Raw genomic sequence first — 22,686 nt, forward strand, 5'->3', positions numbered from 1 at the left:
GGACGGTCCCGGTCAGTACACCGACAGGTGTACGTGGTTGGTGTGGTCGCTGGAGGGGTCGCCACCCGCCCCGCTGTACGACTTCCAACCGCTGCTGGGCAGCCAGATCTGGCGGTACCAGATCACGTACAGCACCGCGAGCCGGTCGGCGTTGCGGATGAAGTACGCGGCCAGGTTGTTGCCGTACGTCTTGTCGGCACCGCTGGCGTCCCCGCCGAACCCGCCCTTCGCCGCGGCGAAGTCGCAGGCCCGGCCCTTGGGGTGCTCGCCGGAGCCGCCGGAGCGGTGACAGGAGACGTAGTGGGTGAAGCCGGCGGCCTTGGCCTGGTTGAGCGCGTGCAGGGTGCGGGGGGTGATGCAGCCGCTGGCCGGGGTGGGGTCGTCGATGCTGCACGACTCGGACGGCCAGGAGCCGTTGGAGTTGCGCGGGGCGGGCTGGGCGTTGGCGGTGGAGGTGCCGCGGTTGGAGCTGGTGTCGGCGGCGGTGGTGCGCGCCTTCGTGGTGGCGACGGTCAGGGCCCGCTCGGCCTGCTCCTTGCGCTTGGCCATCACCTCGACCTGCTTGCGCTGTTCACGGATCTCGCCGTCGAGGGCGACGCGGGTGCGGTTCGCCTCGGCCCTGATGGTGTGCAGGTCCCGCAGCACCCGGTCCTCGTTGGCGGCCACCACGTCCAGCGCGGCCGCCCGGTCCATGAAGCCCTCGGGAGTGTTGCTGTTCAGCAGGGCCGAGACGGTGCCGAGGCGGCCGGTCCGGTACGCGACGCCGGCGATCTCGCCGACCTTGCCGGTGCGGACGGTCATCTCGGCCTCGGTGGTCTTCAGCTTGACCGCGAGTTGCTGTTGCCGCTGGACTGAGGTGTCCAGGGCGCGCTTCGCGTCCAGGTAGCCCTTGCTGGCCGCATCGAGCTGGGCCCGCAGCGCGGGTGTGCCGCCCTCCTCGTCGCTGTCGGGCGCTGCGGCGGCCCGCAGGCCGCCGGGGGGAGCGGCGGTGGCGGCGCCCACCGGGAGCGCGATGCCGAGAGTGACCATCATGACGATCAGGGCCGCGAGTCGGGCGGCGGGTGGTCGTGCTGGTGCCACTACGCATGTCCTTCCGTCAGCCGCCGACCGGGTTAGCTGACGGGTTCGGGACGGAAGATCCCTACCGCTGACGCGGATGCACCCCAGGAACATGGTTCCCCGGTTCGCCCTGTCGGGCGATTAGGCGGCGGCCACCACCGGCGCCGGGAGGCGCCGCCGGGTGGAGGCCGGGACCGAGCTTACCGGTATCCCTGGGGCTGGTTGTAGTCAATGTGACGGAAGGTGTCTCCGCCGCCACCATCGGTCGATGGTCTGCCCTGAGGTCCCTCTCGCGGCTCATGGGTGCTGGAGCGTGCGTCCCGTTTCGGGGACCTCCTGTACTGCTCACGCTGCCGGTAGGGTTTTTTTGTTTGGGCCGAGTGGCCAATCGACTTATCAGGATGGATCTAGTAGTGAAGCTTCGCAGATCGTTGGTTGTCTCGACGGTTGCCGTGCTCGTCGCGGCCGCCGTCATTCAGCCCGGTACGGGCGGCGCGGCGGCGTCCGCCACGACCACGGCAACAACCGCAACCGCAACCGCAGCCGACGGGTGGACCGGTACCTGGTCGACGGCGTACGAGAATGCCGGTGGGGTCTTCCCGGCGCAGACCACGACCCGCCAGATCGTGCGCACGAGCATCGGTGGCACACAGGCCCGACTTCGGCTGTCCAACGTGTTCAACACCAAGGCGCTGACGCTGCAGGACTTCCACGTGGCGCGTCGGTCCTCCGGCTCGTCGATCGTTTTGTCCACCGACAAGGCGGTGACCTTCGGTGGGAAGTCGTCGGTGACCATCCCGGCCGGCGGCGAGGCGGTCAGCGACCCGGTGTCCTTCCAGGTGCTCGCCGAGTCCGACGTGGCGATCAGCTTCTACGCGCCCACCAGGGCCGAGAACGTCTCCAGCAAGCAGTTCGCCTTCTCCGACCAGTACATGGCCAACGGCAACGTCGTCGGCGCCCAGTCGCTGTCGGTGATCCAGCAGTTCTCCAGCTACTTCATCGTCTCCGACCTGGAGGTGATCAACAGTGCCGCGACGGGCGCGGTGGTCACCCTGGGCGCGTCGATCACCGAGGGGCACAGCTCGTCCTACAACACCAACCACCGGTACCCGAACCTGCTGGCGGCCCGCCTCAACGCGTCCGGCCGCACGGTGGGGGTGCTCAACGAGGGCATCGCGGGCAACCAGCTCCTGGGTGTCGGGACCGGGCCGAGCGCGCTGGACCGCTTCGACCGGGACGTTCTCGGCCGGTCCGGGGTACGGTCCGTGATCTTCGCGGACAACCCGATCAATGACCTGGCCAGCGGCCGGGAGCCGACCGGCACGCAACTGATCAACGGACTCCGGCAGCTCATCGCCAAGGCCCACGGCGCCGGCATCGCCTTCTACTGCGCCACCCTCACCCCGTTCAACGGGCACTGGGCCTGGTCCGCGTCCCACGAGACCGCACGCAGCGAATACAACACCTTCGTCCGTAGCTCGGGTTCCGGTTGCGACGCGTACGTCGACTTCGACGCCGCCACCCACGACCCGTCCGCACCGACGAAGTTCCGGTCGGACATGGACTCGGGCGACCACCTGCACCCCAACGACCTGGGTATGGAGGCGATGGCGAACGCCATCCCGCTCACCCTGTTCGGTGCCGGCGCACCGGTTCCGACGCCGCTCACCCTGGCCCAGGCGGTCAACAACGTGGCGGTCTCCGCCGACGCCAACACCAATCCGGCGGACTTCGACGGCGGGGGCGCGAGCTTCTCCGCCGAGGCTCTGGCGACTGCCAAGCTGGTCCGCGGTGCGACTGTCACCCTCAACGGTGTCAAGCTCACGTGGCCGTCGAGCGCCGGTACCGGCCAGCTGGACAACGTCATCGCCACCGGCCAGACCGTCACGGTGTCCGGTTCCGGTAACACCCTCGCGTTCCTCTTCTCGGCGGCTCACGGCCAGGGCACCGGCACCGGCACGATCACGTACACCGACGGCACGACGCAGGCGTTCACCCTGACGTCGCCGGACTGGTTCGTGACCGCGACGCCCGCCGCGCCCACCACGTTGGTGGCCGTTGCCGCCTACCAGAACCGGCAGGGCAACACGCGGTACGACAGCCCGAGCGCGGTGTTCGGTGTCACCGTGCCGTTGGCTTCGGGCAAGACCGTCGCCCGGGTGACGTTGCCGGTCGCGGGCGTCGCTCCCGTGCAGGCGGGGACCCCCACCCTGCACATCTTCGCCGCCGCTGTCGGTACGCGTTCCTGACCGTGCCACCGCCTCCTTGGTGGGGCGGCATCGCCGGGGTCACCGTCCCTGCCTCGCGCGGGGCGGTGACCCCGGCGCTGCCCTGTCGTGGCTGACCGTGGACGACCTCACCACTCGACGGAGCCGCAGACGCCCGGGGCGGCCCCGGGCTCGATCTGCAACGTGGCGTGCTCGATGCGGAAGTCGTCCCGCAGGGCGGTACGCGCCGCGGTGAGCACCGCGCCGACCTCCGCGCCGGGTGCCATGGTCAGGTGCGCGGAGGCCACCTCCATGCCGGAGGTGAGCGTCCAGACGTGCAGGTCGTGCACCTCGACCACACCGGGCACCGCGGCCAGTCGGTCGTGCACGGCGGTGACCTGGAGGTGTTCCGGGGCGGCCTGCACCAGGATGCGGACGGCGGCGCGCCCGAGCCGCCAGGTGCGCGGCAGGATGAACACCCCGATGGCGACCGCGACCAGCGGATCGGCCCACCACCAGTCGGTGACCGCGATGAGCAGGGCCGCACCGATCACGCCGATGGAGCCGAGCAGGTCGCCCAGCACCTCCAGATAGGCGCCCTGCAGGTTGATGCTCTCCCGCGCGCCGGTGCGCAGCAGCGCGAACGCGATCACGTTCGCGAGCAGTCCGAGGACGGCCACCACGAGCATCGGGCCGCTCAGCACCTCGTGCGGGTTCCCGAACCGGCCGATCGCCTCGATCACCACGTAGACCGCAACGCCGGAGAGCAGGGCGGCGTTGGCCAGGGCGGCGAGCACTTCGAGGCGGTAGAGCCCGAACGTGCGTTGCGGATCGCCGGTGGCCCGTCGGGTGGCGGTGATGGCGGCGAGCGCCATCCCGATGCCGAGCACGTCGGTGAACATGTGCCCGGCGTCGGAGAGCAGGGCCAGTGAGCCGGTGTGGAAGGCGGCGACCGCCTCGACCACCATCAGGGCGGCGAGCAGTCCGAAGGCGGCCCAGAGCCGTCCCCGATGCTGGTGGGCGGCGTTGGCGACCGACCCGTGGTGGTGGTCATGACCTGCTCCCACGAAACCCACCCTCCGACGCCGCCCGGGACCGGGTCAAATGTATGCTCACATCGCTATGTGTGCAAGTGTAAGGACGGGCCCGCCCACGGACACCGCCAACGCGACACTCAGGCGGTCGGGTCGACGGTGGTGAGCCGCTGGGTGGCACGGGAGAGCGCCACGTAGAGCGTGCGCACGCCGGAGCCCGGATCGGCCCGGATCTCGCTCGGGGCGACCAGCACGACTCCGTCGTACTCCATGCCCTTGGCCTCCAGGCTGGTCACCACCTGGAGGCGCGTCGCGGCGAGCGCGCCGAGCCAACCGGCGACCTCGTCGCGGCGGGTGACCGGCGTGATCACGCCGACCGTGCCGTCGACCTCGGCCAGCAGGCCGGTGGCCGCCTCCACCACCGCGGCCTCGAGCCCGGCGGGCGGCACCACCAGCTCGACCGGGTCGACCCCGGTGGAGCGGACGGCGTTCGGCAGGGACAGGTCCGGATAGAGCCGACGGATCTCCGCCGCGGCCACCGCGAAGATCTCCGCCGAGTTGCGGTAGTTGGTGGTGAGCGTGAACTCGTGGCGCGGGCGCCGGCCCAGCGCCTGGTCGCGGGCCCGGGTCAACTCCTCGGGGTCGCCGGTCCACGCGGTCTGCGCCGGATCGCCCACCACCGTCCACGAGGCCAGGCGTCCCCGCCGGCCGATCATCCGCCACTGCATGGGCGAGACGTCCTGCGCCTCGTCGACCACCACGTGTGCGTACTCGCGGTAGTCCTCCGGCCGCTCCCGGGCCGCCGCCCGCGCCGCCTGCTGGCGGTCGGCGGCGGTGCTCAGCTCACGGACGCCGCCCGCGAGCAGGAACGGGTCGCGCCGGGCCCGCGCCGGCTTCGCCGGCTTACCGAGCAGCGCGTCCAGTTCGTCGAGCAGCGCCACGTCCGCGATGGTCAGGCCCGCGGTCTCCAGACTCTGGTACGCCGTGCCGAGCAGCCGGATCTCCGCGCCGGAGAGGATCCCGCCGGCGTACCGGCGCAGCCGATCCGGTCGGGCCAGCCAGCCGAGAACGTGTCGGGGGTGCAGGCGGGGCCACCACGCCTTGAGGAACTCCCGGAACTCCGGCCGCTCGGCGATCTCGCCCTCGAAGGCCCGCTGCTCGGGTAGCCGGCCGATGTTCAGCCGACGTGCCTGCGCCCACAGCGCGGCGAAGACGCCGTCGAAGCCGGCGCGACGGGCCTCGTTGCGCCGGGCGCCCCGGTGCAGCGCACGGTCCCGGATGGCGTCCAGCTCCCGGCGGTCCAGCCGCAGCAGTCCTCCCCGGTAGAGCAGCCGCAGCTCGGCCGGCGCTCCCGGCGCGGCGTCGCGGGCCGCCCGCTCCAGGACCCGGCGCATCCGCAGCGAGCCCTTCACGGCCGCCACCTCGGGCGGATCGGTGCGGGTGGCCGTCATCTCCGGGAACAGGGTGCCCAGCGAGTGCAGGGTCGCCGTTTCCTCGCCGAGCGACGGCAGCACCGAGGCGATGTACTCGACGAAGACGGTCGACGGCCCGACCACCAGGATGCCGCCGCCGGCGTACCGGCTGCGGTCGGAGTAGAGCAGGAAGGCCGCCCGGTGCAGGGCGACCGCCGTCTTGCCGGTGCCCGGGCCGCCCGCGACGATCGTCACACCGGAGCCGGGCGACCGGATCGCCTCGTCCTGCTCACGCTGGATGGTCGCCACGATGTCACGCATGCCCCGGCCGGTGGCCCGGGAGAGGGTGGCCAGCAGCGCGCCGTCACCCACCACCGTCATCCCCTCTTCGGCGGCGTCCGGGTCCAGCAGGTCGTCCTCGATGCGGGTGACCCGCTCACGCTGGGACCCGATGGTGCGGCGGCGCACCACGCCCAGCGGCTGCGCGGGAGTGGCCTGGTAGAACGCGGAGGCGGCCGGCGCCCGCCAGTCGACGACGAGCGTGGTGGCATCGTCGTCGCGGATGCCGAGCCGCCCGACGTGCAGCACCTGCCGGTCGCGCAGGTCCAGGCGGCCGAAGACCAGCCCCTCGTGCTCGGCGTCCAGGGTGTGCCGCCGCCGCGCCGCGTGGAAGACCATCGCGTCGCGCTCGACCAGCGCGCCGAATGTGCCCACCCGCGCCATCCGGTAGCCGTCCCGCTCGGCGCGCACCGCCGACTGCCGCAGCTCGGCCAGTCGGGCGTACACCCGGTCGAGGTGCCGTTGCTCGACGGCGATCTCCTGCTCCAGGGCGGTCTGGTCGGTCAACGCACGCTCCTTAGATGTCGCCGGCAAGCGGCGAGAACCGCGCGGGCCAACCGCAGAAGGGTACGGCCCCCGGCCCGGCCCGCCGCGCCCGAGGTGCGCAGACGTGCTCAGCGACCCGCAGCGACGGCGCCCGCGTCGAGCCCGCGCGGGGACGGCGTGGCACTCGCGTCGCGCCCGTGGGGCCCCGACCGGGCCACCACCTGACCCAGCACCCCGGTCAGCGCGGCGTTCACCTCGTCCGGACGCTCCAACATCAGCATGTGCCCCGCGCCCGGGCAGACGGTCAGCTCGGTCGCCGGCAGGGCGGCGGCGATCGACTCGGCGCACGGCGGCGGGGTCAGCCGGTCCCGGTCACCCACCAGGGCGGCAGCCGGCAGGTGGCCGAGGGCGGTGAGCGTGTCCAGCCGGTGCTGGGCGCCGATCGAGGCCCGGAAACCGCCGATCGACCGCAGCGAGGCGCGGGCCACCGCCGAGGTGACCAGGCGGATGTCGGACGGGTCGCAACGGTCGCCGAAGAGCATCCACCGGATGCTCGGTTGCAGCGCGTTCAGCAGCGCCCGGGGCGCCCGCCACGAACCGCACCGGGCCAGTACGCCGGCGCCTGTCGTCTCGGCGAGCCGGATCAGCCGGGCGATGCGCGGCGAGAGCCCGTACACGGTGTGCGTGTGCCCCTCGGCGGTGGTGGAGACGAAGACCAGGCCCGCCGTACGGGCGGCGAAGTGCGCCCGGTGGCGGTGCGCGTATTCCATGATCGTCATGCCACCCATCGAGTGCCCCACCAGGACCACCCGGCCGCTCGGCGCGACCGCGTCGAGGACGGCGGCCAGGTCGTCACCGAGCTGGGCCAGGGTGGCCGTGGGCAGCGGCATGCAGCTCGACCGGCCGTGGCCCCGCGCGTCGTAGGTGACCGCCCGCACCGCGTCGCCGAACGACGACGTGAGCGCGTCGAGCTGCCGGTGCCAGCTCCGCCCGTCCAGCGTCCAGCCGTGCAGCAGGACGGCCGTGACCGGGGCGTCCGCCGGCCCGGTGGTCTCGACGTGCAGTCGTACGCCGTCGGACATACCGACCTCGAACCGCTCCGGCATCGCCACCTCCCAGGGCCGCCCAGGCATCAACAGCACCGGGATACCCGGCGGTAACACGGGCTACCCGCCACGACGCCACGCCAATCGCGCCGGAGCGAAATTCCCGACGCCACCCGCGGCCGTCGGCGGCGCGCCAAGCTGAACGGCATGAGGGTGGCGGGGCAGGAGCGGCAGGCCGGCGGCACGCCCCGCGCCGCGCTCGCCGAACTGCTCTCCGGCAACCGGCGGTTCGTCAGCGGCCAACCCGTGCACGGCCACGACGTCACCGCCGCGGCCGCCGCCTCCGGCGACCAACAGCCGTACGCGGTGGTCCTCGGCTGCATCGACTCGCGCGTGCCGCTGGAAGCGATCTTCGACCAGACCTTCGGCGCGATCTGCGTGATCCGCACCGGTGGGCACGTGCTCGACCGCGCGGTGTGCGGCTCCATCGAGTACGTGGTCGGCCAGCTGGGCGTACCGCTGGTGCTGGTGCTCGGCCACGAGCGCTGCGGGGCGGTGGGCGCGGCGGTGGACGCGCTGCGTACGGGGGAGCGGCCCGGCGGCTCGCTGGCCCACCTGGTCGACGAGATCGCCCCGGCGGTCACCGAGGTGGGGCTCGACGATCCGGCGGTGCACCAGCTGTCGATCCGCCGGCACGTCCGCCGTACGGTCCACACGCTGCGCGAGGACGACCTGCTGGCCGGGCCGGTGGCCGCCGGCCGGGTGGCCGTGGTCGGCGGCCTGTACGACCTGAGCACCGGCGAGGTCGCCCTGCTCGACCCGGCCTAGGTGTTCTGCCCTGGGACCCGGACGCTGGGACCCAAACGCGAAACCGCCCGCCGGGAACTCCCGGCGGGCGGTTTGCTGGTGCTGTGGTGGGGGAGGGGCTCAGCCCTCGAAGACGCCGGCCGCGACCAGACGCTTCTCGGTGGCCTCCCAGCCGTCGTTCGGGTGAACGCTGGCCAGGTTGTTGATCTCCGCCCGGATCTTGGCGGCGTGGCCGGCGGCGGCCAGCACCCGGATCTCCTCGACGAAGGCGTCGGAGTCGGTGCGCAGGTGCGCGGTCTTGCCGTTGGTCAGGTTCCGCACGTAGGCGTGCTTGCCGCCGTTGAGCGGGATGAGGTACTTGAACTCGCCCAGCACGCTGAGGGCGCCACCCTGGCCAGCCTGGCCGGCCCGGACGGACGCGCGCGCGGTCTTAGAGGTGTTGCTCGCCACGGAGGTACTCCTTGCAAGACGTACGGGAGGACTGGACGTCCGGGGGCTGTGTGCGGGTGACACGGGGTCGGCCCGCAGAGGTGTAACGCGGCAGAAGCCGCCGATGGAACTGTACAGGACCACGACATCAGGCTGGTCGTCGCGGTGTCCTGAGAGGCAACGGAGACCACCCGTCCGGCTATTCCGGGAGGCGTTTTTTCCGATTCCCTGGCGCACCATCCGTCACAGCAGTCATCATGTGTTGCAGCAGCCACTCGGGTGAACGAGGTCGTAGGGGAAGACGCACCTCGCTCTCCGGGAGGTCACCGTGCCAACGCGTGGCGTCGTATACGTCCACTCGACCCCGCTCGCCGTGTGCTCGCACGTCGAGTGGGCGATCGCGCGCGTCCTAGCCGCGCCGGTCAACCTGCAGTGGACGGCTCAGCCCGTCGACCCCGGCGCCCGCCGGGCCGAGTGCGGGTGGACCGGCCGTCCGGGGACGGGCGCCGAGCTGGCTGCTTCCCTCCGGCAGTGGCCCATGATCCGTTTCGAGGTCACCGAGGAGCCGAGTCCCGGCGCCGACGGTGAGCGCTTCATGTACGTGCCTGCCCGTGGTCTGTTCCGGGCCACCGTCGGCGCGGCCGGTGACATCCAGCTCGGCGAGGACCGGCTGCGGGCCCTGATGGCCTCCGCCCGGGCCCCGGAGGCGTTGTCGCACGCCCTCGACAAGGCGCTCGGCACGGCATGGGACGCTGACCTGGAGCCCTACCGGTACGCCGGGGACGGCGCGCCGGTGACGTTGCTCACCCGGGTCGGCTGAGGTGGGTGCTCCCACGCTGCCCACCTCGGTGTCGCGGCACCCCCACGGCGGCGACCGGTAAGGTCAAGTTGCCCCGATAAGGGGGAACTGGTGGGATGGACGACGTGCCGATTCGCCCGCGACACGCCGCCGTCGCCGTCGCCGCCCTGACCGCCCTGCTCGTGTCCGGCTGTTCGGGCACCCCGGATCCCGACCCGACGCCCGGCCCGACCGGCGTCTCGGCGGCCCCGAGTGCCCCCGCCTCGCCTCCCACCGACGATCCGGCCGCCCGGGCCGCCGCGCTGGTCGCGACGCTCTCCGACGAGGACCTGGCCGGGCAGGTGCTGATGCCGTACGCGTACGGCGACTCGGCCACGAAGGTCTCGACCGGCTCGGCGGCCGGCAACCAGGCGCTCGCCGGTGTCGACACCCCCGCGGAGATGATCGCCAAGTACCGCCTCGGCGGGTTGATCCTGGTCGGCTTCAGCGCCGACGACCCCACCAAGGGCAACCAGGAGACCACGAATGTTGAGAACCCGAAGCAGGTCCACGACCTGACCACCGGGCTGCGCGGTGCCGCCGGGCGGCTGGCCGCCGGCCCGGCGCCCTTCCTGATCGGCACCGACCAGGAGTACGGCGTGGTCACCCGCGTCACCGACGGGGTCACCATCCTGCCCAGCGCCCTCGCCGCTGGCGCGGCCGGTGACCCGAAGCTGACCGAGGCCGCCTGGCGGGCCGCCGGCGCCGAACTCGCCGCGATGGGCATCAACATCGACTTCGCCCCGGTGGCCGACGTGCTGGCCACCCGCAGCACGGTCATCGGCTCTCGATCGTTCGGCGCCGACCCGAAGATCGCCGCCGCGCAGGTGGGCGGCGCGGTCCGGGGTCTACAGGCCAGCGGCGTCGCGGCGACCCTGAAGCACTTTCCCGGGCACGGCCACAGCGCGGACGACTCGCACAAGGACCTGCCGGTGCTCACCCAGCCCGCAGCGGCATTGCAGAGTGGCGCGTGGCCGCCGTTCAGCGCCGGGTTCGAGGCCGGCGCGATGGCCGTGATGTCCGGCCACCTCGACGCGCGGGCCATCGACCCGGGCACCCCGGCGACCTTCTCGCACAAGCTGCTCACCGACGTCCTGCGCGGTCAGCTCGGCTTCAAGGGCGTGGTGATCACCGACGGGATGAACATGCCGCCGGCGAAGCGGTGGGCGCCCGGCGAGGCCGCCGTCCGGGCGTTGAAGGCCGGCAACGACCTGATCCTCATGACCCCGAACGTCGGCCAGGCGTACGACGGGCTGCTCGCTGCCCTGCGTGACGGGTCGCTGCCCCGGGCCCGGCTCGTCGACGCGGTCACCCGGGTGTTGACCATGAAGTTCCGGCTGGCGGCGGCCCCGGCCGAGCCGATGTCCACGCTCAACACCCCGGCCCACCGGGCGGCGGCGGACGCGCTGGCCGCCGGAGCGGTCACCGTGCTGCGTGGGGCCTGCGGCGGCGCGGTACGCGGGCCCGTCACCGTCACCTCCTCCGGAGGGCGGGACGGCACCCGGGCCGCGCTCACCGCCGCGCTGAAGGCGGCCGGCGTGACCGTGAAGCCGAGCGGCGGGACGGTGGTGCACCTGGTCGGCTACGGGGACGGCGAGAAGGACCTGAGCGCCGACGCGGCGGTCACCGTCGCCATGGACACCCCGTACGTGCTGGCCAAAGCCAAGTCGCCGACGTTGCTGGCGACGTACTCCTCCAGTCGGGCGTCGATGACCGCGCTCGCCGCCGTGCTGGCCGGCAAGGCCCGCCCGGGCGGCCGGTCACCGGTGGCCGTGTCCGGCCTGCCCGCCACCACCTGCACGAGCTGACACACCGGCACGCCGGACGTCGGTCAGTCGCTGCCCTCGACGATGCGGAAGTCGCGCTCGACGCCGTCGGAGAGGACGGCCAGCGCCTCCTGGTAGGCCGCACTGTCGTGCGCCGCGACGGCCTGCTCGAAGCTGTCGAACTCGATCAGTACGGTGCGCTCGGCGATCCCGGCGTCGTACGCGGCGACCCGACCGCCACGGACGAGGACCCGCCCGCCACCGGCTGCGACGGCCGCAGCGGCCAGCTCGTTGTAGGCGGCCAGCTTGTCGGGGTCGGAGATGGTGCGGTAGGCGCTGACCCAGTAGCCCTTGGGCATGGAATCTCCAGTGTGGGATGCGTGCATCTGACTCACGGGTTGGTCTCGGACGAGCGTCGGCGCGCGAGAGCGAGGCTGGTCAGCGTCGTGATCGCCATGGCGCCGACGCCGACCAGCGCCGCCGTGGTGTAGGCGCTGTCGGCGGGAAAGAGCCGGCCGGGGTCGGTGCCCGCAGCCAGGATCAGACCGCCGATGGCGCTGCCCAGCGAGTAGCCGACGCTGCGGACGACGTAGTTGAAGCTCATGGCGCTCGACGTCTCGCTCCTGGGAGTGACGGCCAGGATGACGCCGGGCATCGCGGCCGAGAAGCCGCCGACGCCGAAGCCGAGCACGCCCATCGCCGCGAACAGTTCGGCCAGGTCCGACCGGGCCGCCGCGAACAGGGCGAAGCCGCCGCCGACCACCACGGCGCTGCCGGCCAGCAGCAGGGGGTCGGCGACCCGCGTCCGGACCCACGGGGTGAGCTTGCCGGCGACGAACCCCAGCAGTGAGAACGGGATGAGGACCAGCCCGGCGACGAAGGTCGTCAGCCCGAAGCCGTACCCGACACCGCGTGGCGTCTGCGCGTACCGGGTGATGAGCGTGAGCAGGAGGTACATGCCGATCCCGCCGACGAACATGGCGAGGTTCGCCCCTGCGACCGCCGGGTGCCGCACCGCCCGCAGATCCACCAGGGGCGTCGTGCTGCGCAGCTCGATGACGGCCCAGACGCAGAGCAGCACCGCCGCGCCGACGGCGAGGCCCGCCGCCACGGCGAGGTGCCGACTCCACAGATTCCGTTCGCCGGCGAGGAACAGCACCAGGAGCAGCGCAGCGGCCAGGACGACCGCGCCTGCCACGTCGACGTGGGCGGAGCGGCCTTCTGGCGCCTCGGGCACGGAACGCCACGCGGTCAGGAGGGCGGCGGCGGTGACGACCAGGCCGAGGCCGTAGGCGGCCCGTACTCCACCGAGCTCGGCGAGCAGTGCGGCCAGTGGGTAGCCGACCCCGGCTCCGATGATCGAGACCACCGAGATCAACGCGATCACGGCCGCGCCGCGCTCCTCGGGGAGGTGGTCCCGGGCCACCCCCATCATCAGTGCCGTGAGCCCGAGCCCGACGCCCTGGGCCGCCCTGCCGGCCAGGAGCCACGCGAACGGCAGTGGCAGCACGGTGAGCGCGCTGCCGGCGACGACGACAGCCAGCGTGGCGAGGATCGTGGCCCGCCGGTGCGGGCCGGCACCGAGCCGGCCCAGGACCGGCGTGGCGACGGCACCGCTGAGCAGCGCGACGGTCAGCGTCCACTGCGCGCTGCCGAGCGAGACGTGCAACGACGTCGCCACGCTGGTGATGAGTGGCGTCCCGAGGCTGGCGACCGCCGCCACGACCAGAGCGATGAACAGCAGAGCGGGGACCAGCAGCCGCGCCTCGGAACGCGTCTGCGGAAACGCCTCCACCGCGACCCCGTCGGCCGGCTGCCCGGTCACTGCTGCGGCCCCTCGCGGTCCTGGTTGTCGAGCTCGGCCAGATGCGTCAGCGCCGGAAGGGCCGCCACCAGCGCCTCGACCTCGTCGCCGGTCAGCTCGTCGATCAACCGCTCGAACGCGTGGACGCCCGCCTGGCGTCGCGTCCGGACATAGGCGGCGCCGGCCTCGGTCAGACACACCAACGTGACCCGCCTGTCGGACGCGTCGCCCCGCCGCTCGACCAGGCCGGACACCTCCATCACCCGGACCAGGGTCGTCATCGCCGGCTGGGTGATGCCCTCGACCGCGGCCAGATCGGTGATGCGCCGTGGGCCGGTCCGGTCCAGGGTGGCCAGGGTGGCGGCGGACGTCAGGCTCATGTCCCGGGGCAGGCGTCTCGCGGCCCTGGTGGCCAGGGCGTAGAGGGCTGCCCCGATGGCGGCGGACGCGCCAGGAGGAGTGTCTGGACGACTCACACCAGAAGCATAGCCCTTTTATATTCATCGTCTATGCACATGAGCTCGGCACGGGAATCCGGTCGCGCTGGCAGTGCCATCCTGGCAGCGTGTCGGCCATGGGTCAGGCGCAGGGCTTCCGGTACGACCAGCGGGCCGACGGCACGGTGGTGATCACCCATCACGGCCGGGTGGCGGGCACGCTGCGCGGCGCCCGAGCGGCGGAGTTCCTCGCCGAGGTCGACGACGACCCGCAGCTCGTGATGGCCCGCTGGACGGGCAACTACCGCCACGGCAACGAGCGCACCGCCCGGCAGCACCCCCGCAACCGGGGTTGAGCACACGAAAAGGGCCCCCTCGCGTGCGGGGGCCCTTTCGCTGACCTGCGGATCGGCCGTCTCACGGCCGCTGCCTCACGGCCGGGCGAAGACCAGAGCCACGTTGTGGCCGCCGAAACCGAACGCGTTGTTCAGCGCGGCGGGGATCTCCATGTGGCGTGGCTTGTGCGCGGCGACCTCCAGGCTCAGCCCGGGTTCCGGGTCGTCCAGGTTGATCGTCGGAGGCACGACGCCGTCACGGATGGCCAGGATCGTGGCGATCGACTCCAACGCGCCGGCCGCGCCGAGCAGGTGGCCGGTCATCGACTTCGTCGCCGCCAGCACCGGGTGGTCGCCGAGCGCCTTGTGCAGCGCGCCGATCTCCAGCATGTCGCCGACCGGGGTCGACGTGGCGTGCGCGTTGACGTGCACGATGTCCTGCTTCGCGATGTCCGCGTCCGCGATGGCCCTGGCGATGGCCCGGATGGCGCCCTCACCCTCGGCGTGCGGCTGCACGATGTCGTACGCGTCGGAGGTGATGCCGGCGCCCGCGAGGCGTGCGTACACCCGGGCGCCCCGTGCCGCGGCGTGGTCGGCCCGCTCCAGCACCACGATGCCCGCGCCCTCACCGAGGACGAAGCCGTCGCGGCCGGTGTCCCACGGACGGGAGGCGCGTTCCGGGTCGTCGTTACGGGTCGACATGGCCCGCATCGAGCTGAACCCGGCGATCGGCAGCGGGTGGATGACCGCCTCGGTGCCGCCGGCCACCACCACGTCGGCCCGGCCGGCGCGGATGATGTCCAGGCCGAGCGCGATCGCCTCCGCGCCGGTCGCGCAGGCACTGGCCACCGTGTGCACGCCGGCCTTGGCGCCCAGCTCCAACCCGACCCAGGCAGCCGGACCGTTGGGCATCAGCATCGGGATCGTGTGCGGGGAGACCCGCCGCGGCCCGGACGCCTCCAGGATGTCGTCCTGGGCGAGCAGGGTGGTTGCGCCGCCGATACCGGAGCCGACGCTGACCGCCAGGCGTTCGGAGTCCAGACCGGCATCCGCCAGACCGGAGTCCGCCCAGGCCTGCTGCGCCGCGATGAGCGCGATCGCCTCGGAGCGGTCCAGCCGGCGCAGGCGAACCCGGTCCAGCACCTCGGACGGCTCCACGGCCAGTTGGGCGGCGATCCGGACCGGCAGTTGCGCGGCCCACTCCTGGGTGAGAGCACTCACCCCGGAGCGGCCGGCGAGCATGGCGTCCCAGGTCGACGCGACGTCCCCGCCAAGCGGGGTCGTCGCGCCGAGCCCGGTGACGACGACGTCAGGACGACTCATGATCAGGACTGCGCCTCGATGAAGCTGACGGCGTCCCCGACGGTCTTGAGGTTCTGGACCTCGTTGTCCGGGATCTTGACGCCGAACTTCTCCTCGGCGGCCACCACGACCTCCACCATGGAGAGCGAGTCGACATCGAGGTCGTCGGTGAAGGACTTCCCCTCGGCCACGTCGTCCGGGTTCACCCCGGCAACCTCTTCGAGGATCTCGGCGAGGCCGGTGGTGATCTCGTCACGGGTCATTGCGGTTGGTTCCTCTCATAGGGGGTTCTCCGGCGGCCGGCCTCGCCGACCGCCGCTCCTGGAGCGCGTACGCGCCTCAAGGGGGCTTCAGGGGCAGCGGACGACCTGACCGGCGTAGGTCAGACCACCGCCGAAGCCGAACAGCAGGACCGGTGCGCCCGAGGGCACCTCCCGCCGCTCGACGAGCTTGGACAGGGCCAGCGGCACGCTCGCCGCCGAGGTGTTGCCCGACTCGACGATGTCCTTCGCGATGATCGCGTTGGGGATGTTGAGCCGCTTGGCGATGCCGTCGATGATCCGCGAATTGGCCTGGTGCGGCACGAACGCGGCCAGCTCCGACGGGTCGACCCCGGCCCGCTCGCACGCCTGGAGCGCGAGCGGCGCCAGCGCGGTGGTGGCCCAGCGGAAGACCGCCTGCCCCTCCTGCTGGATGTACGGGCGCCAGCCCTCGATGCGTACCGCGTCGCTCTTGTCCGGCACCGAGCCCCAGACCACCGGGCCGATTCCGGCCGGCTCGTCGTCGGCGGTGGCGGAGACCACCGCGGCGCCGGCCCCGTCCGCGAAGATGATGCAGGTGGAGCGGTCGGTCCAGTCGGTGAAGTCGGACAGCTTCTCCGCACCGATGACGATCGCGTTGCGCGACGCACCGGCCCGGATGGCGTGGTCGACGGTGCCCAGCGCGTACGCGAAGCCCGAGCAGGCGGTGTTGACGTCGAACGCGCCCGGGGCGCCGATGCCCAGCTTGGCGGCGACCCGGCAGGCCACGTTGGGGCTCCGGTCGATGGAGGAGCACGTGGCGACCACGACCAGGTCGATGTCGGCGGCGCTGAGCCCGGAGTTGGCCAGGGCCTTGCCGGCGGCAGCGGCGGCCATGTCGGCCACCGTCTCGCTGTCGGCGATCCGCCGGGTCGCGATGCCCACCCGGTCGCGGATCCACTCGTCGTTGGTGTCCACGAGCTGGGCGATGTCGTCGTTGGTCACCACCCGGGATGGCTGGTAGTGCCCCATCGAGACGATGCGACTGCCGGTCATGAGTGTCCTCCGATGGGGGCGAGCGGTTGGCCCGCCGTGCCGTGGCGGGCGATCAGGTCCCGTGCGGCCGGCAGGTCGTCCGGGGTGTTGAGGGTGACGATCTCCGGCGCGCCGTCGCCCCTGAGCTCGCGCTTGACCAGACCGGCGAGGGTGCCGGCCGGCGGCAGCTCGATCACGCCGGTCACTCCGTGCTCGGCCAGGGCCCGCATGCACAGGTCCCAGCGCACCGGGGCGGTGACCTGGCGGACCAGCCGCCGCACCAGCTCGTCGCCGTCGGTGACGGCGGTGCCGTCGAGGTTCGACAGCAGGACCCGGGCCGGGTCGACGGGGGCGATCCCGGCGGCGACGGTGCCCAGCGCGGTCTCGGCCGGAGCCATGTACGGGGTGTGGAAGGCACCGGCCACCTGGAGTCGGATGACGCGGGTCTTCGCCGGTGGCGCGGCGGCGAACGCGTCCAGCCCGTCCAGCGCGCCGGCGGCGACGATCTGGCCCGCGCCGTTGCGGTTGGCCGGGTGCAGTCCGTTGGCGTCGATCGCGGCCAGCACCTCGTCCGGGTCGCCGCCGAGCACGGCTGCCATCCCGGTCGGCTCCAACGCGCACGCGGCGGCCATCTCCCGGCCACGAATCCCGGCGAGGGTGATCGCGGCCTCGGCCGACAGCACACCGGCGACCGCGGCGGCTCCCAGTTCGCCGACGCTGTGCCCGACGGTGAGCGCCACGTCGTCCAGCGGCAGGTGCTCGGCGGCGAGCAGCGCCGCCGCGACCAGCAGCGGCTGGGTACGGGCAGTGTCCTTGATCTCGTCGGCGTCGGCGGCGGTGCCCAGGTGCACCAGATCCACGCCCGCCAGCGCCGACCACCAGCGCAGTCGCGCTTCGGTGCCGGTCAGGTCGAGCCAGGGAGTGAGAAAGCCGGGTTTCTGCGAACCCTGGCCGGGACTAAGTACGGCGAGCACGCCTATGACTCTCCCGGATACGCGTGGGTAGCGCTGTGCCGAGGCCGACCAAACCGCACTAGAACCTTTGGAGGTTTCTTACAAAGATCGGCGGGGATCATCACTGGTTTGGGTGGATTTCCGGGTGGCCGGGGTCAATGTCTGGGTCGGGACCGACGAGGCCACCGGGACCACCGGATCCAGCCGACCCACTGTCAACGCCACCTGAAGGGCGAACGCGTCCCGCGGCGACAGCGGCGAGAAACCGGTCACCTCGGCGATGCGGCGCAACCGGTACCGCACCGTGTTCGGGTGGACGAACAGCGCCCGAGCCGCGCTCTCCAGGGTGCCACCGGCGGCCAGGAAGGCGTCCAGGGTCTCCAACAGCTCGCCACCGGCGCGTACCAGTGTGGCGTACACGTCGTGGCGCAGCCGGCGACGGGCCTCCGCGTCGCCCGCGAGGGCCCGCTCCGGCAACAGGTCGGCCGCCGCCACCGGGCGGGGGGCGGCCGGCCACGCCGGCGCTGCCCGGAAGCCGGACAGCGCGGACCGCGCCGACTCCGTCGCCTCGTCCAGACTGGGTACGGCCGGACCGACCACCACCGGGCCGTCACCGAACGCGTCCAGCAGCTTGCCGGTGGCGCTCAACGGGTCCGCCGCGCCGCCCAGCACGATCACCAACCGGTCGCCGTGCACCCCGCCGATCACCTCGACACCGATCCGCCGCGCCAGCCGGTACACCACGTGCAGCACGGCGGAGACCTCCCCGCCGGGGGAGTGCCCGACCGCCACCGCGACCGGCGGCGCGTCCGCCCAACCCAGCGCAGCGGCCCGGCTCGCCAGGACGTCCGGCGAGTCGCCCCGCAGCAACGCGTCGACCAGCAGGGCCTGCAACCGGGCGTCCCACGCGCCGCGCGACTCGGCGGCCCGCGCGTACACCCGGGCGGCGGCGAACGCGATCTCCCGGGAGAAGCGCAGCACCGCCTCGCGCAGCAACTGCTCCTCGCCCTCGGCGGCGAGCTGCGACACCTGCTCCTCGACGACGTCGATGGTCACCTTGATCAGTGCCACGGTCTGCTGAAGGGTGATCGACCGGGCCAGCGCCTGCGGCGCCGCGTCGAACACGTCGTCGGAGACCTCCTGCGTGCTGTCCGCCGTGCCGCCGCCCTCGCGCAGCCACTGCACCAGCGACCGGGCGCCCGCCTGGGCCACCAGCATCACCCAGGAGCGCTGGTCGGCCGGCAGGGCACGGAACCACGGCAGCGTCTCGTCCATCCGGGCCACGCTGGCGGTGGCCAGCGCTCCCGCCGAACGCTCGATCCGACGCAGCGTGGCCGCCAGCTCCCCACCCTCGGCCGTGCTCACCGCTCTAGCCTGACATGCCGTGAGCAGGCCACGAACGGCGGCACCGGTCGGCGGGCCGCCACAGCTCAGGGCTGCGGCGGCGCGGGCAGGCCCAGCTCCTGGGCCAGGATCGCGGCCTGCACCCGGCTGCGCAGGTCCAGCTTCGCCAGAATCCGGCTCACGTGGGTCTTGGTGGTGCTCTCCGCCAGCACCAGCCGGTCGGCGATCTGCTGGTTGGACAGGCCGAGCCCGAGACAGGCCAGGACGTCGCGTTCGCGTGGGGTCAACGTGTCCAGCGCGGCCCGGGTGGCGGCCGACGCGCCCGGGGCCGTCGCCGCGAACGCGGCGATCAACCGACGGGTCACCGCGGGGGCGATGAACCCCTCGCCGCGCGCCACGGTGTGCACCGCCGCGACCAGCCCCGCCGCGTCGGTGTCCTTGAGCAGGAACCCGGACGCGCCGGCGCGCAGCGCGCCGAAGACGTACTCGTCCCTGTCGAAGGTCGTCAGCACCAGCACGTCGGCGAGCCGGTCGGCGACGATCGCCCTGGTCGCGGCGATGCCGTCGAGGCGTGGCATCCGCACGTCCAGCACCGCCACGTCGGGGCGTACCTCCCGGCACAGCCGGACCGCCACGTCGCCGTCGGCTGCCTCGCCGACCACCTCGATGCCCGGCGAGCCGGCCAGGATCAGGATCAGCCCCGCCCGCACCGCCGGCTGGTCGTCCGCGAGCACCACCCGTACCGGTGTCGTGCCGGCCTCGCCCGACCCGCGAGCCGGCGCGGTCATCCGCCCTCCCCGGTGGGCAGCGCGGCGCTGACCTGCCAGCGACCGTCCCGCGGCCCGGCGGCGAACCGGCCGGCCAGCAGTGCCACCCGCTCCCGCATCCCGACCAGTCCGGCCCCGGCACCCGGCAGTTCCGAACCGTCCGGCCGCACCGGGTTCTCCACCGTCAGCACCACCTCCGCCAGCCGGTACGCGATCGTCAGGTCCGCCTCGCCGGTGCCATGCTTGAGGGCGTTGGTCAGCGACTCCTGCACGATCCGGTACGCGGCGAGATCCACCCCCACCGGCAGCGGGCCGGGCGTGCCGTCGGTGCGGAACCGCACCGCGAGGCCGGCCGCACGGATCTGCTCGACCAACCCGTCGGCCTCGGCCAGTCGCGCCGTGACCGCCTCCGGCACCGTGCCCGCCACGCCGTGTCCGCCACCATCCGGCTCCCGCAGCAGTTCGATCATCTGCCGCATCTCGGCCAGACCCTGCACGCTGCTCTCCCGGATCACCCGCAACGCGGACTCCACCTGGCCACGTTCCAGGCCTCGCACGGAGAGCACGGCGGTGGCGTGGATGGCCACCGCGCTCAGATGATTGGCGACCACGTCGTGCAGTTCCCGGGCCATCCGGGCCCGTTCGGCGCTGACCGCCTGCCGACGGTCCAACTCGACCAGCCGGGCGGTCTGCTCGGCCCGTGTCCGCTCGGCGGCGGCCTGGTCACGGTACTGCCGCACGCTGATCCCGGTCAGCACCGGCAGCAGCCCGGCGAGCACCACCGGCACCCCGACGGCGGCCCCGCGCCACTGCCCGAAGCCGAGCACGCCGGCCACCGCCCCGACCACGCTCAGCGTCACCGTGATCCCCAACAGCCACCGCCACAGCCGGGGCGGGCCGTACACGCAGGCGTCGTAGAGCACCTGGGTGTAGACGACGACCGTGCCCAGCGAATTGCCCAGCGCCGTGTCCACCACGAGCGCCCCGGTCCCCACCGCCAGGCTCGCGCGGGGCGCGACCCGGCGCAGGCCGACGGCCCCGCACACCGCCAGCAGCGGCACCAGGAACAGGGCCGGCGGCACATCCGGGTGCGGGACGATCTGCGGCTGCATGCCCAGGCCGTACAGCACCAGGCCGCCGACCAGCGACGCGCCGGCCAGCGTGAGGTCGCGGCCGGGCGTACCGGAGCCGAGCCACGGTGGCGGTCGCATGCCCCGATCCCATCACAACCGCCGGCCCTCCGACTCCGACCGGAGGAGGAGCCCGGTCGCTCCGACATGCGCCGAAAGGGGTACGTCGAGCGCGGCCCCGGATGGCTGGTCCGTCGAAGGGAGGACCCCGATCTCGTCTCCGGTGTCGAGGTCCGCGCCTCGCCGGTAGACGACGCTGGTGGCGACGACGGGGGAGGCCGCCATGGTGGTAGCGGTGATCATCGCTTGTGAGATCGCGTTCTGGGTGCTGCTCGGTGCCGGGCTGGTCGCCCGTTATCCGCTGCGCCGGCCACGGCTCGGCGGGGTGCTGCTGCTCTGCGTACCGTTTGTCGATCTGGCGCTGCTCGCCGCGTCGGTGATCGACCTGCGGCGCGGCGCCACCGCCGACTTCGGCCACGGCCTCGCCGCCGTCTACCTCGGCTTCTCGGTGGCCTTCGGGCACTCGATGGTGCGGTGGGCGGACCAGCGCTTCGCCCACCGGTTCGCCGGCGGGCCGCCGCCCGTCAGGCCTCCCCGCGACGGCTGGGCCCGTGCTCGTCACGAGTGGCGGGAGTGGGCCAAGGGGCTCCTCGGCTGGGCCGTCGCGTGCGGCCTGCTCGGTGCGGCCATCCTCTGGGTGAACGACGTGGAAAGGACCCGTGAACTGGGCAACTGGATCCGCAGCCTGACCACCGTGATCCTCATCTGGCTGGTCGCCTTCCCGGTCTGGGCGACCCTGTTCCCCGGCCGCCCGAAGCGCTGACCCCGGGGTACGCCGTGCACACCCGTCGGTCCCGGCCAGTACGGTGACAGGGCACGTACGGGGGAAGCACCTGCGCGTGAGTGCGAGCGTGAGGAGACCGGGGATGGCGCACGGGGAGGCCGAGCACGGCTGCGCCCAGGGCGAGCCCTGTCGGCTGGGCCACCACGACCCGCAGGTGGCTGGCAAGCCTCGCCGGGCGGTCGGCCCGGCGGCGGCGCACCCGACCGAGGCGCCCACCGGGCGACCGGACGAGGAGATCCCGCGCCAGCGGGCCGGTGAGCTGGCCGCTCTGGGTGAGCCGGAGTCCGACGTCGTCGCTGGTTGCCTCAGTGAACTGCCGGGCTGGGCCGGTGCCCATCGACACGGCCCGGTGCGGCCCCGCCAACGGGCCACCCGACGGGAGCGCCCGCCGCGCCGCTGGTGCTGACCCTCGGGTCAGCGGGTCCGGCGGCGGATCAGCAGGGCGATCCCGGCGAGGCCGACCGTGATGGTCAACATCACCCCGACGTTGAGCAGCAGCAGCCGCTGCAACTCGCCCAGCGCCTCGTCGATGTCCCGGACCGGGTCCATGGTGTCCTCCGGCAGCACCCGTTCGCCGCCGCCCACACCGCCGCTGACCGTGTCGAACTGCCGCTCCAGCGGCACCCCGGCGGTGCGCAGCGTCTCGGACATGCTGAGCCGACCGAGGAACCAGCCGCTGTTCGTCCTGCGGCCGTCCGGCTGCTTGGCCGGGCGGTAGACACGCGGGCCGCCAGCCGCCTTCGGGTAGAGATCGTAAGCCTGTTTCGGGGTCTCCCCGGCCAGCACCACGACCGTGTACTTCGGACCGAGGTCGGCTGCCTTGGGCCCCGTCGGCATGCCGGTACGACCGAAGAAGTTGACCTGGTCGATGACCGCGAGGACGTGCGCGGGCTGGGTCTCGGCCCGTAACCGCAGCGGCTCGGTGAGCCCTTCGCCGCTGATGTCCACGCCGGCTGGCGCCGGTTTGGGCGCCGCGCTGGCCGGGCCGGTGGCACCCAGCGTCAGCAGTGCCGCCGCCAGCGTGGCCGCCAGCACGGCGACCCGGCGCCTCAATTGTCGGACCATCCCGCCTC

At 72.9% G+C, this 22,686-nt stretch carries 23 protein-coding genes and 1 riboswitch; of the genes, 7 read left to right on the forward strand and 16 right to left on the reverse strand.

The genetic code is table 11. From position 1 onward, the window contains the following. Window positions 1-12: 12 nt before the first annotated feature. The gene (locus tag ABZU91_RS17900; protein WP_355241542.1) at window positions 13-1,032 is read right to left on the reverse strand and encodes a hypothetical protein; all 1,020 of its coding nucleotides are present in this window, start codon (window positions 1,030-1,032) and stop codon (window positions 13-15) included. Window positions 1,033-1,085: 53 nt separating this feature from the next. Further along, a riboswitch (cyclic di-AMP (ydaO/yuaA leader) is annotated at window positions 1,086-1,217 on the reverse strand. Window positions 1,218-1,472: 255 nt separating this feature from the next. Here ABZU91_RS17900 and ABZU91_RS17905 point away from each other — a divergent pair. Beyond that, the gene (locus ABZU91_RS17905; protein ID WP_355241214.1) at window positions 1,473-3,308 is read left to right on the forward strand and encodes an SGNH/GDSL hydrolase family protein; all 1,836 of its coding nucleotides are present in this window, start codon (window positions 1,473-1,475) and stop codon (window positions 3,306-3,308) included. Between the two features lie 107 nt (window positions 3,309-3,415). Here the strand turns inward: ABZU91_RS17905 and ABZU91_RS17910 are convergent, their stop codons facing one another. The 3 genes from ABZU91_RS17910 to ABZU91_RS17920 all read right to left on the reverse strand — a co-directional run bounded on the left by ABZU91_RS17910 (window position 3,416) and on the right by ABZU91_RS17920 (window position 7,643). After that, window positions 3,416-4,333, reverse strand: a complete 918-nt coding sequence (locus ABZU91_RS17910) for a cation diffusion facilitator family transporter (RefSeq protein ID WP_355241217.1) — start codon at window positions 4,331-4,333, stop codon at window positions 3,416-3,418. A 107-nt stretch (window positions 4,334-4,440) separates the two neighbouring features. Beyond that, a complete protein-coding gene (locus ABZU91_RS17915) occupies window positions 4,441-6,558 on the reverse strand; it encodes an AAA family ATPase (protein ID WP_355241220.1) in 2,118 nt (705 codons plus the stop codon). A gap of 107 nt (window positions 6,559-6,665) precedes the next feature. Continuing rightward, window positions 6,666-7,643 carry an alpha/beta hydrolase gene (locus ABZU91_RS17920; protein ID WP_355241544.1) on the reverse strand — a complete coding sequence of 326 codons (978 nt, stop codon included), beginning with the start codon at window positions 7,641-7,643 and terminating at the stop codon, window positions 6,666-6,668. A 147-nt stretch (window positions 7,644-7,790) separates the two neighbouring features. On the opposite strand from ABZU91_RS17920, the gene ABZU91_RS17925 reads away from it, so the two are divergent. Further along, window positions 7,791-8,411 carry a carbonic anhydrase gene (locus ABZU91_RS17925; RefSeq protein ID WP_355241223.1) on the forward strand — a complete coding sequence of 207 codons (621 nt, stop codon included), beginning with the start codon at window positions 7,791-7,793 and terminating at the stop codon, window positions 8,409-8,411. A gap of 99 nt (window positions 8,412-8,510) precedes the next feature. Here the strand turns inward: ABZU91_RS17925 and ABZU91_RS17930 are convergent, their stop codons facing one another. Next, window positions 8,511-8,840: a hypothetical protein gene (locus ABZU91_RS17930; protein WP_355241226.1), complete on the reverse strand. Its 330-nt coding sequence runs from the start codon at window positions 8,838-8,840 to the stop codon at window positions 8,511-8,513. Between the two features lie 307 nt (window positions 8,841-9,147). Here ABZU91_RS17930 and ABZU91_RS17935 point away from each other — a divergent pair, with 307 nt between their 5' ends. Together ABZU91_RS17935 and ABZU91_RS17940 are read left to right on the forward strand one after the other, a co-directional pair. After that, a complete protein-coding gene (locus tag ABZU91_RS17935) occupies window positions 9,148-9,639 on the forward strand; it encodes a DUF3145 domain-containing protein (RefSeq protein ID WP_355241229.1) in 492 nt (163 codons plus the stop codon). A 95-nt stretch (window positions 9,640-9,734) separates the two neighbouring features. After that, entirely contained in the window at window positions 9,735-11,465 is a 1,731-nt protein-coding gene (locus tag ABZU91_RS17940) for a glycoside hydrolase family 3 N-terminal domain-containing protein (RefSeq protein ID WP_355241232.1), read from the forward strand. 23 nt (window positions 11,466-11,488) lie between these two features. Here ABZU91_RS17940 and ABZU91_RS17945 read toward each other — a convergent pair whose 3' ends face one another. The 3 genes from ABZU91_RS17945 to ABZU91_RS17955 are packed head-to-tail and all read right to left on the reverse strand — an operon-like array spanning window position 11,489 to window position 13,703. Next, window positions 11,489-11,782: a DUF1330 domain-containing protein gene (locus ABZU91_RS17945; protein WP_355241234.1), complete on the reverse strand. Its 294-nt coding sequence runs from the start codon at window positions 11,780-11,782 to the stop codon at window positions 11,489-11,491. A gap of 32 nt (window positions 11,783-11,814) precedes the next feature. Continuing rightward, window positions 11,815-13,248, reverse strand: a complete 1,434-nt coding sequence (locus ABZU91_RS17950; RefSeq protein WP_355241237.1) for an MFS transporter — start codon at window positions 13,246-13,248, stop codon at window positions 11,815-11,817. Beyond that, the gene (locus ABZU91_RS17955; RefSeq protein WP_355241239.1) at window positions 13,245-13,703 is read right to left on the reverse strand and encodes a MarR family transcriptional regulator; all 459 of its coding nucleotides are present in this window, start codon (window positions 13,701-13,703) and stop codon (window positions 13,245-13,247) included. Before ABZU91_RS17955 ends, ABZU91_RS17950 begins: the two co-directional genes overlap by 4 nt. A 98-nt stretch (window positions 13,704-13,801) precedes the next feature. On the opposite strand from ABZU91_RS17955, the gene ABZU91_RS17960 reads away from it, so the two are divergent. Further along, a complete protein-coding gene (locus tag ABZU91_RS17960) occupies window positions 13,802-14,020 on the forward strand; it encodes a hypothetical protein (protein WP_355241242.1) in 219 nt (72 codons plus the stop codon). Window positions 14,021-14,095: 75 nt separating this feature from the next. Here the strand turns inward: ABZU91_RS17960 and fabF are convergent, their stop codons facing one another. The 7 genes from fabF to ABZU91_RS17995 form a co-directional block, all read right to left on the reverse strand. Next, window positions 14,096-15,322: a beta-ketoacyl-ACP synthase II gene (gene fabF / locus ABZU91_RS17965; protein ID WP_355241245.1), complete on the reverse strand. Its 1,227-nt coding sequence runs from the start codon at window positions 15,320-15,322 to the stop codon at window positions 14,096-14,098. A 2-nt stretch (window positions 15,323-15,324) separates the two neighbouring features. After that, window positions 15,325-15,564 carry an acyl carrier protein gene (locus tag ABZU91_RS17970; RefSeq protein WP_007463517.1) on the reverse strand — a complete coding sequence of 80 codons (240 nt, stop codon included), beginning with the start codon at window positions 15,562-15,564 and terminating at the stop codon, window positions 15,325-15,327. A gap of 87 nt (window positions 15,565-15,651) precedes the next feature. Next, window positions 15,652-16,596 (reverse strand): beta-ketoacyl-ACP synthase III, encoded by a 945-nt coding sequence (locus ABZU91_RS17975; protein ID WP_355241248.1) that lies wholly within the window; start codon window positions 16,594-16,596, stop codon window positions 15,652-15,654. Then, window positions 16,593-17,549, reverse strand: coding sequence for an ACP S-malonyltransferase (locus ABZU91_RS17980; RefSeq protein ID WP_355241251.1), 957 nt, complete (start codon window positions 17,547-17,549; stop codon window positions 16,593-16,595). Before ABZU91_RS17980 ends, ABZU91_RS17975 begins: the two co-directional genes overlap by 4 nt. A gap of 78 nt (window positions 17,550-17,627) precedes the next feature. Continuing rightward, window positions 17,628-18,962, reverse strand: a complete 1,335-nt coding sequence (locus tag ABZU91_RS17985; RefSeq protein WP_355241547.1) for a helix-turn-helix domain-containing protein — start codon at window positions 18,960-18,962, stop codon at window positions 17,628-17,630. Next, window positions 18,959-19,660, reverse strand: coding sequence for a response regulator transcription factor (locus tag ABZU91_RS17990; protein WP_355241254.1), 702 nt, complete (start codon window positions 19,658-19,660; stop codon window positions 18,959-18,961). Before ABZU91_RS17990 ends, ABZU91_RS17985 begins: the two co-directional genes overlap by 4 nt. Then, on the reverse strand, window positions 19,657-20,850 hold the full coding sequence (locus ABZU91_RS17995) for a histidine kinase (protein WP_355241257.1): 1,194 nt from the start codon (window positions 20,848-20,850) through the stop codon (window positions 19,657-19,659). Before ABZU91_RS17995 ends, ABZU91_RS17990 begins: the two co-directional genes overlap by 4 nt. A 202-nt stretch (window positions 20,851-21,052) precedes the next feature. Between ABZU91_RS17995 and ABZU91_RS18000 the strand changes: the two genes are divergently transcribed. Together ABZU91_RS18000 and ABZU91_RS18005 are read left to right on the forward strand one after the other, a co-directional pair. Then, window positions 21,053-21,592 (forward strand): hypothetical protein, encoded by a 540-nt coding sequence (locus ABZU91_RS18000; protein WP_355241260.1) that lies wholly within the window; start codon window positions 21,053-21,055, stop codon window positions 21,590-21,592. A 103-nt stretch (window positions 21,593-21,695) separates the two neighbouring features. Then, window positions 21,696-22,019: a hypothetical protein gene (locus ABZU91_RS18005; RefSeq protein ID WP_355241262.1), complete on the forward strand. Its 324-nt coding sequence runs from the start codon at window positions 21,696-21,698 to the stop codon at window positions 22,017-22,019. Window positions 22,020-22,027: 8 nt separating this feature from the next. Here the strand turns inward: ABZU91_RS18005 and ABZU91_RS18010 are convergent, their stop codons facing one another. Beyond that, window positions 22,028-22,678 carry a hypothetical protein gene (locus ABZU91_RS18010; RefSeq protein WP_355241265.1) on the reverse strand — a complete coding sequence of 217 codons (651 nt, stop codon included), beginning with the start codon at window positions 22,676-22,678 and terminating at the stop codon, window positions 22,028-22,030. Window positions 22,679-22,686 lie beyond the last annotated feature (8 nt).

Source organism: Micromonospora sp. NPDC005174 (genome assembly GCF_040608495.1).
Classification (GTDB): domain Bacteria; phylum Actinomycetota; class Actinomycetes; order Mycobacteriales; family Micromonosporaceae; genus Micromonospora.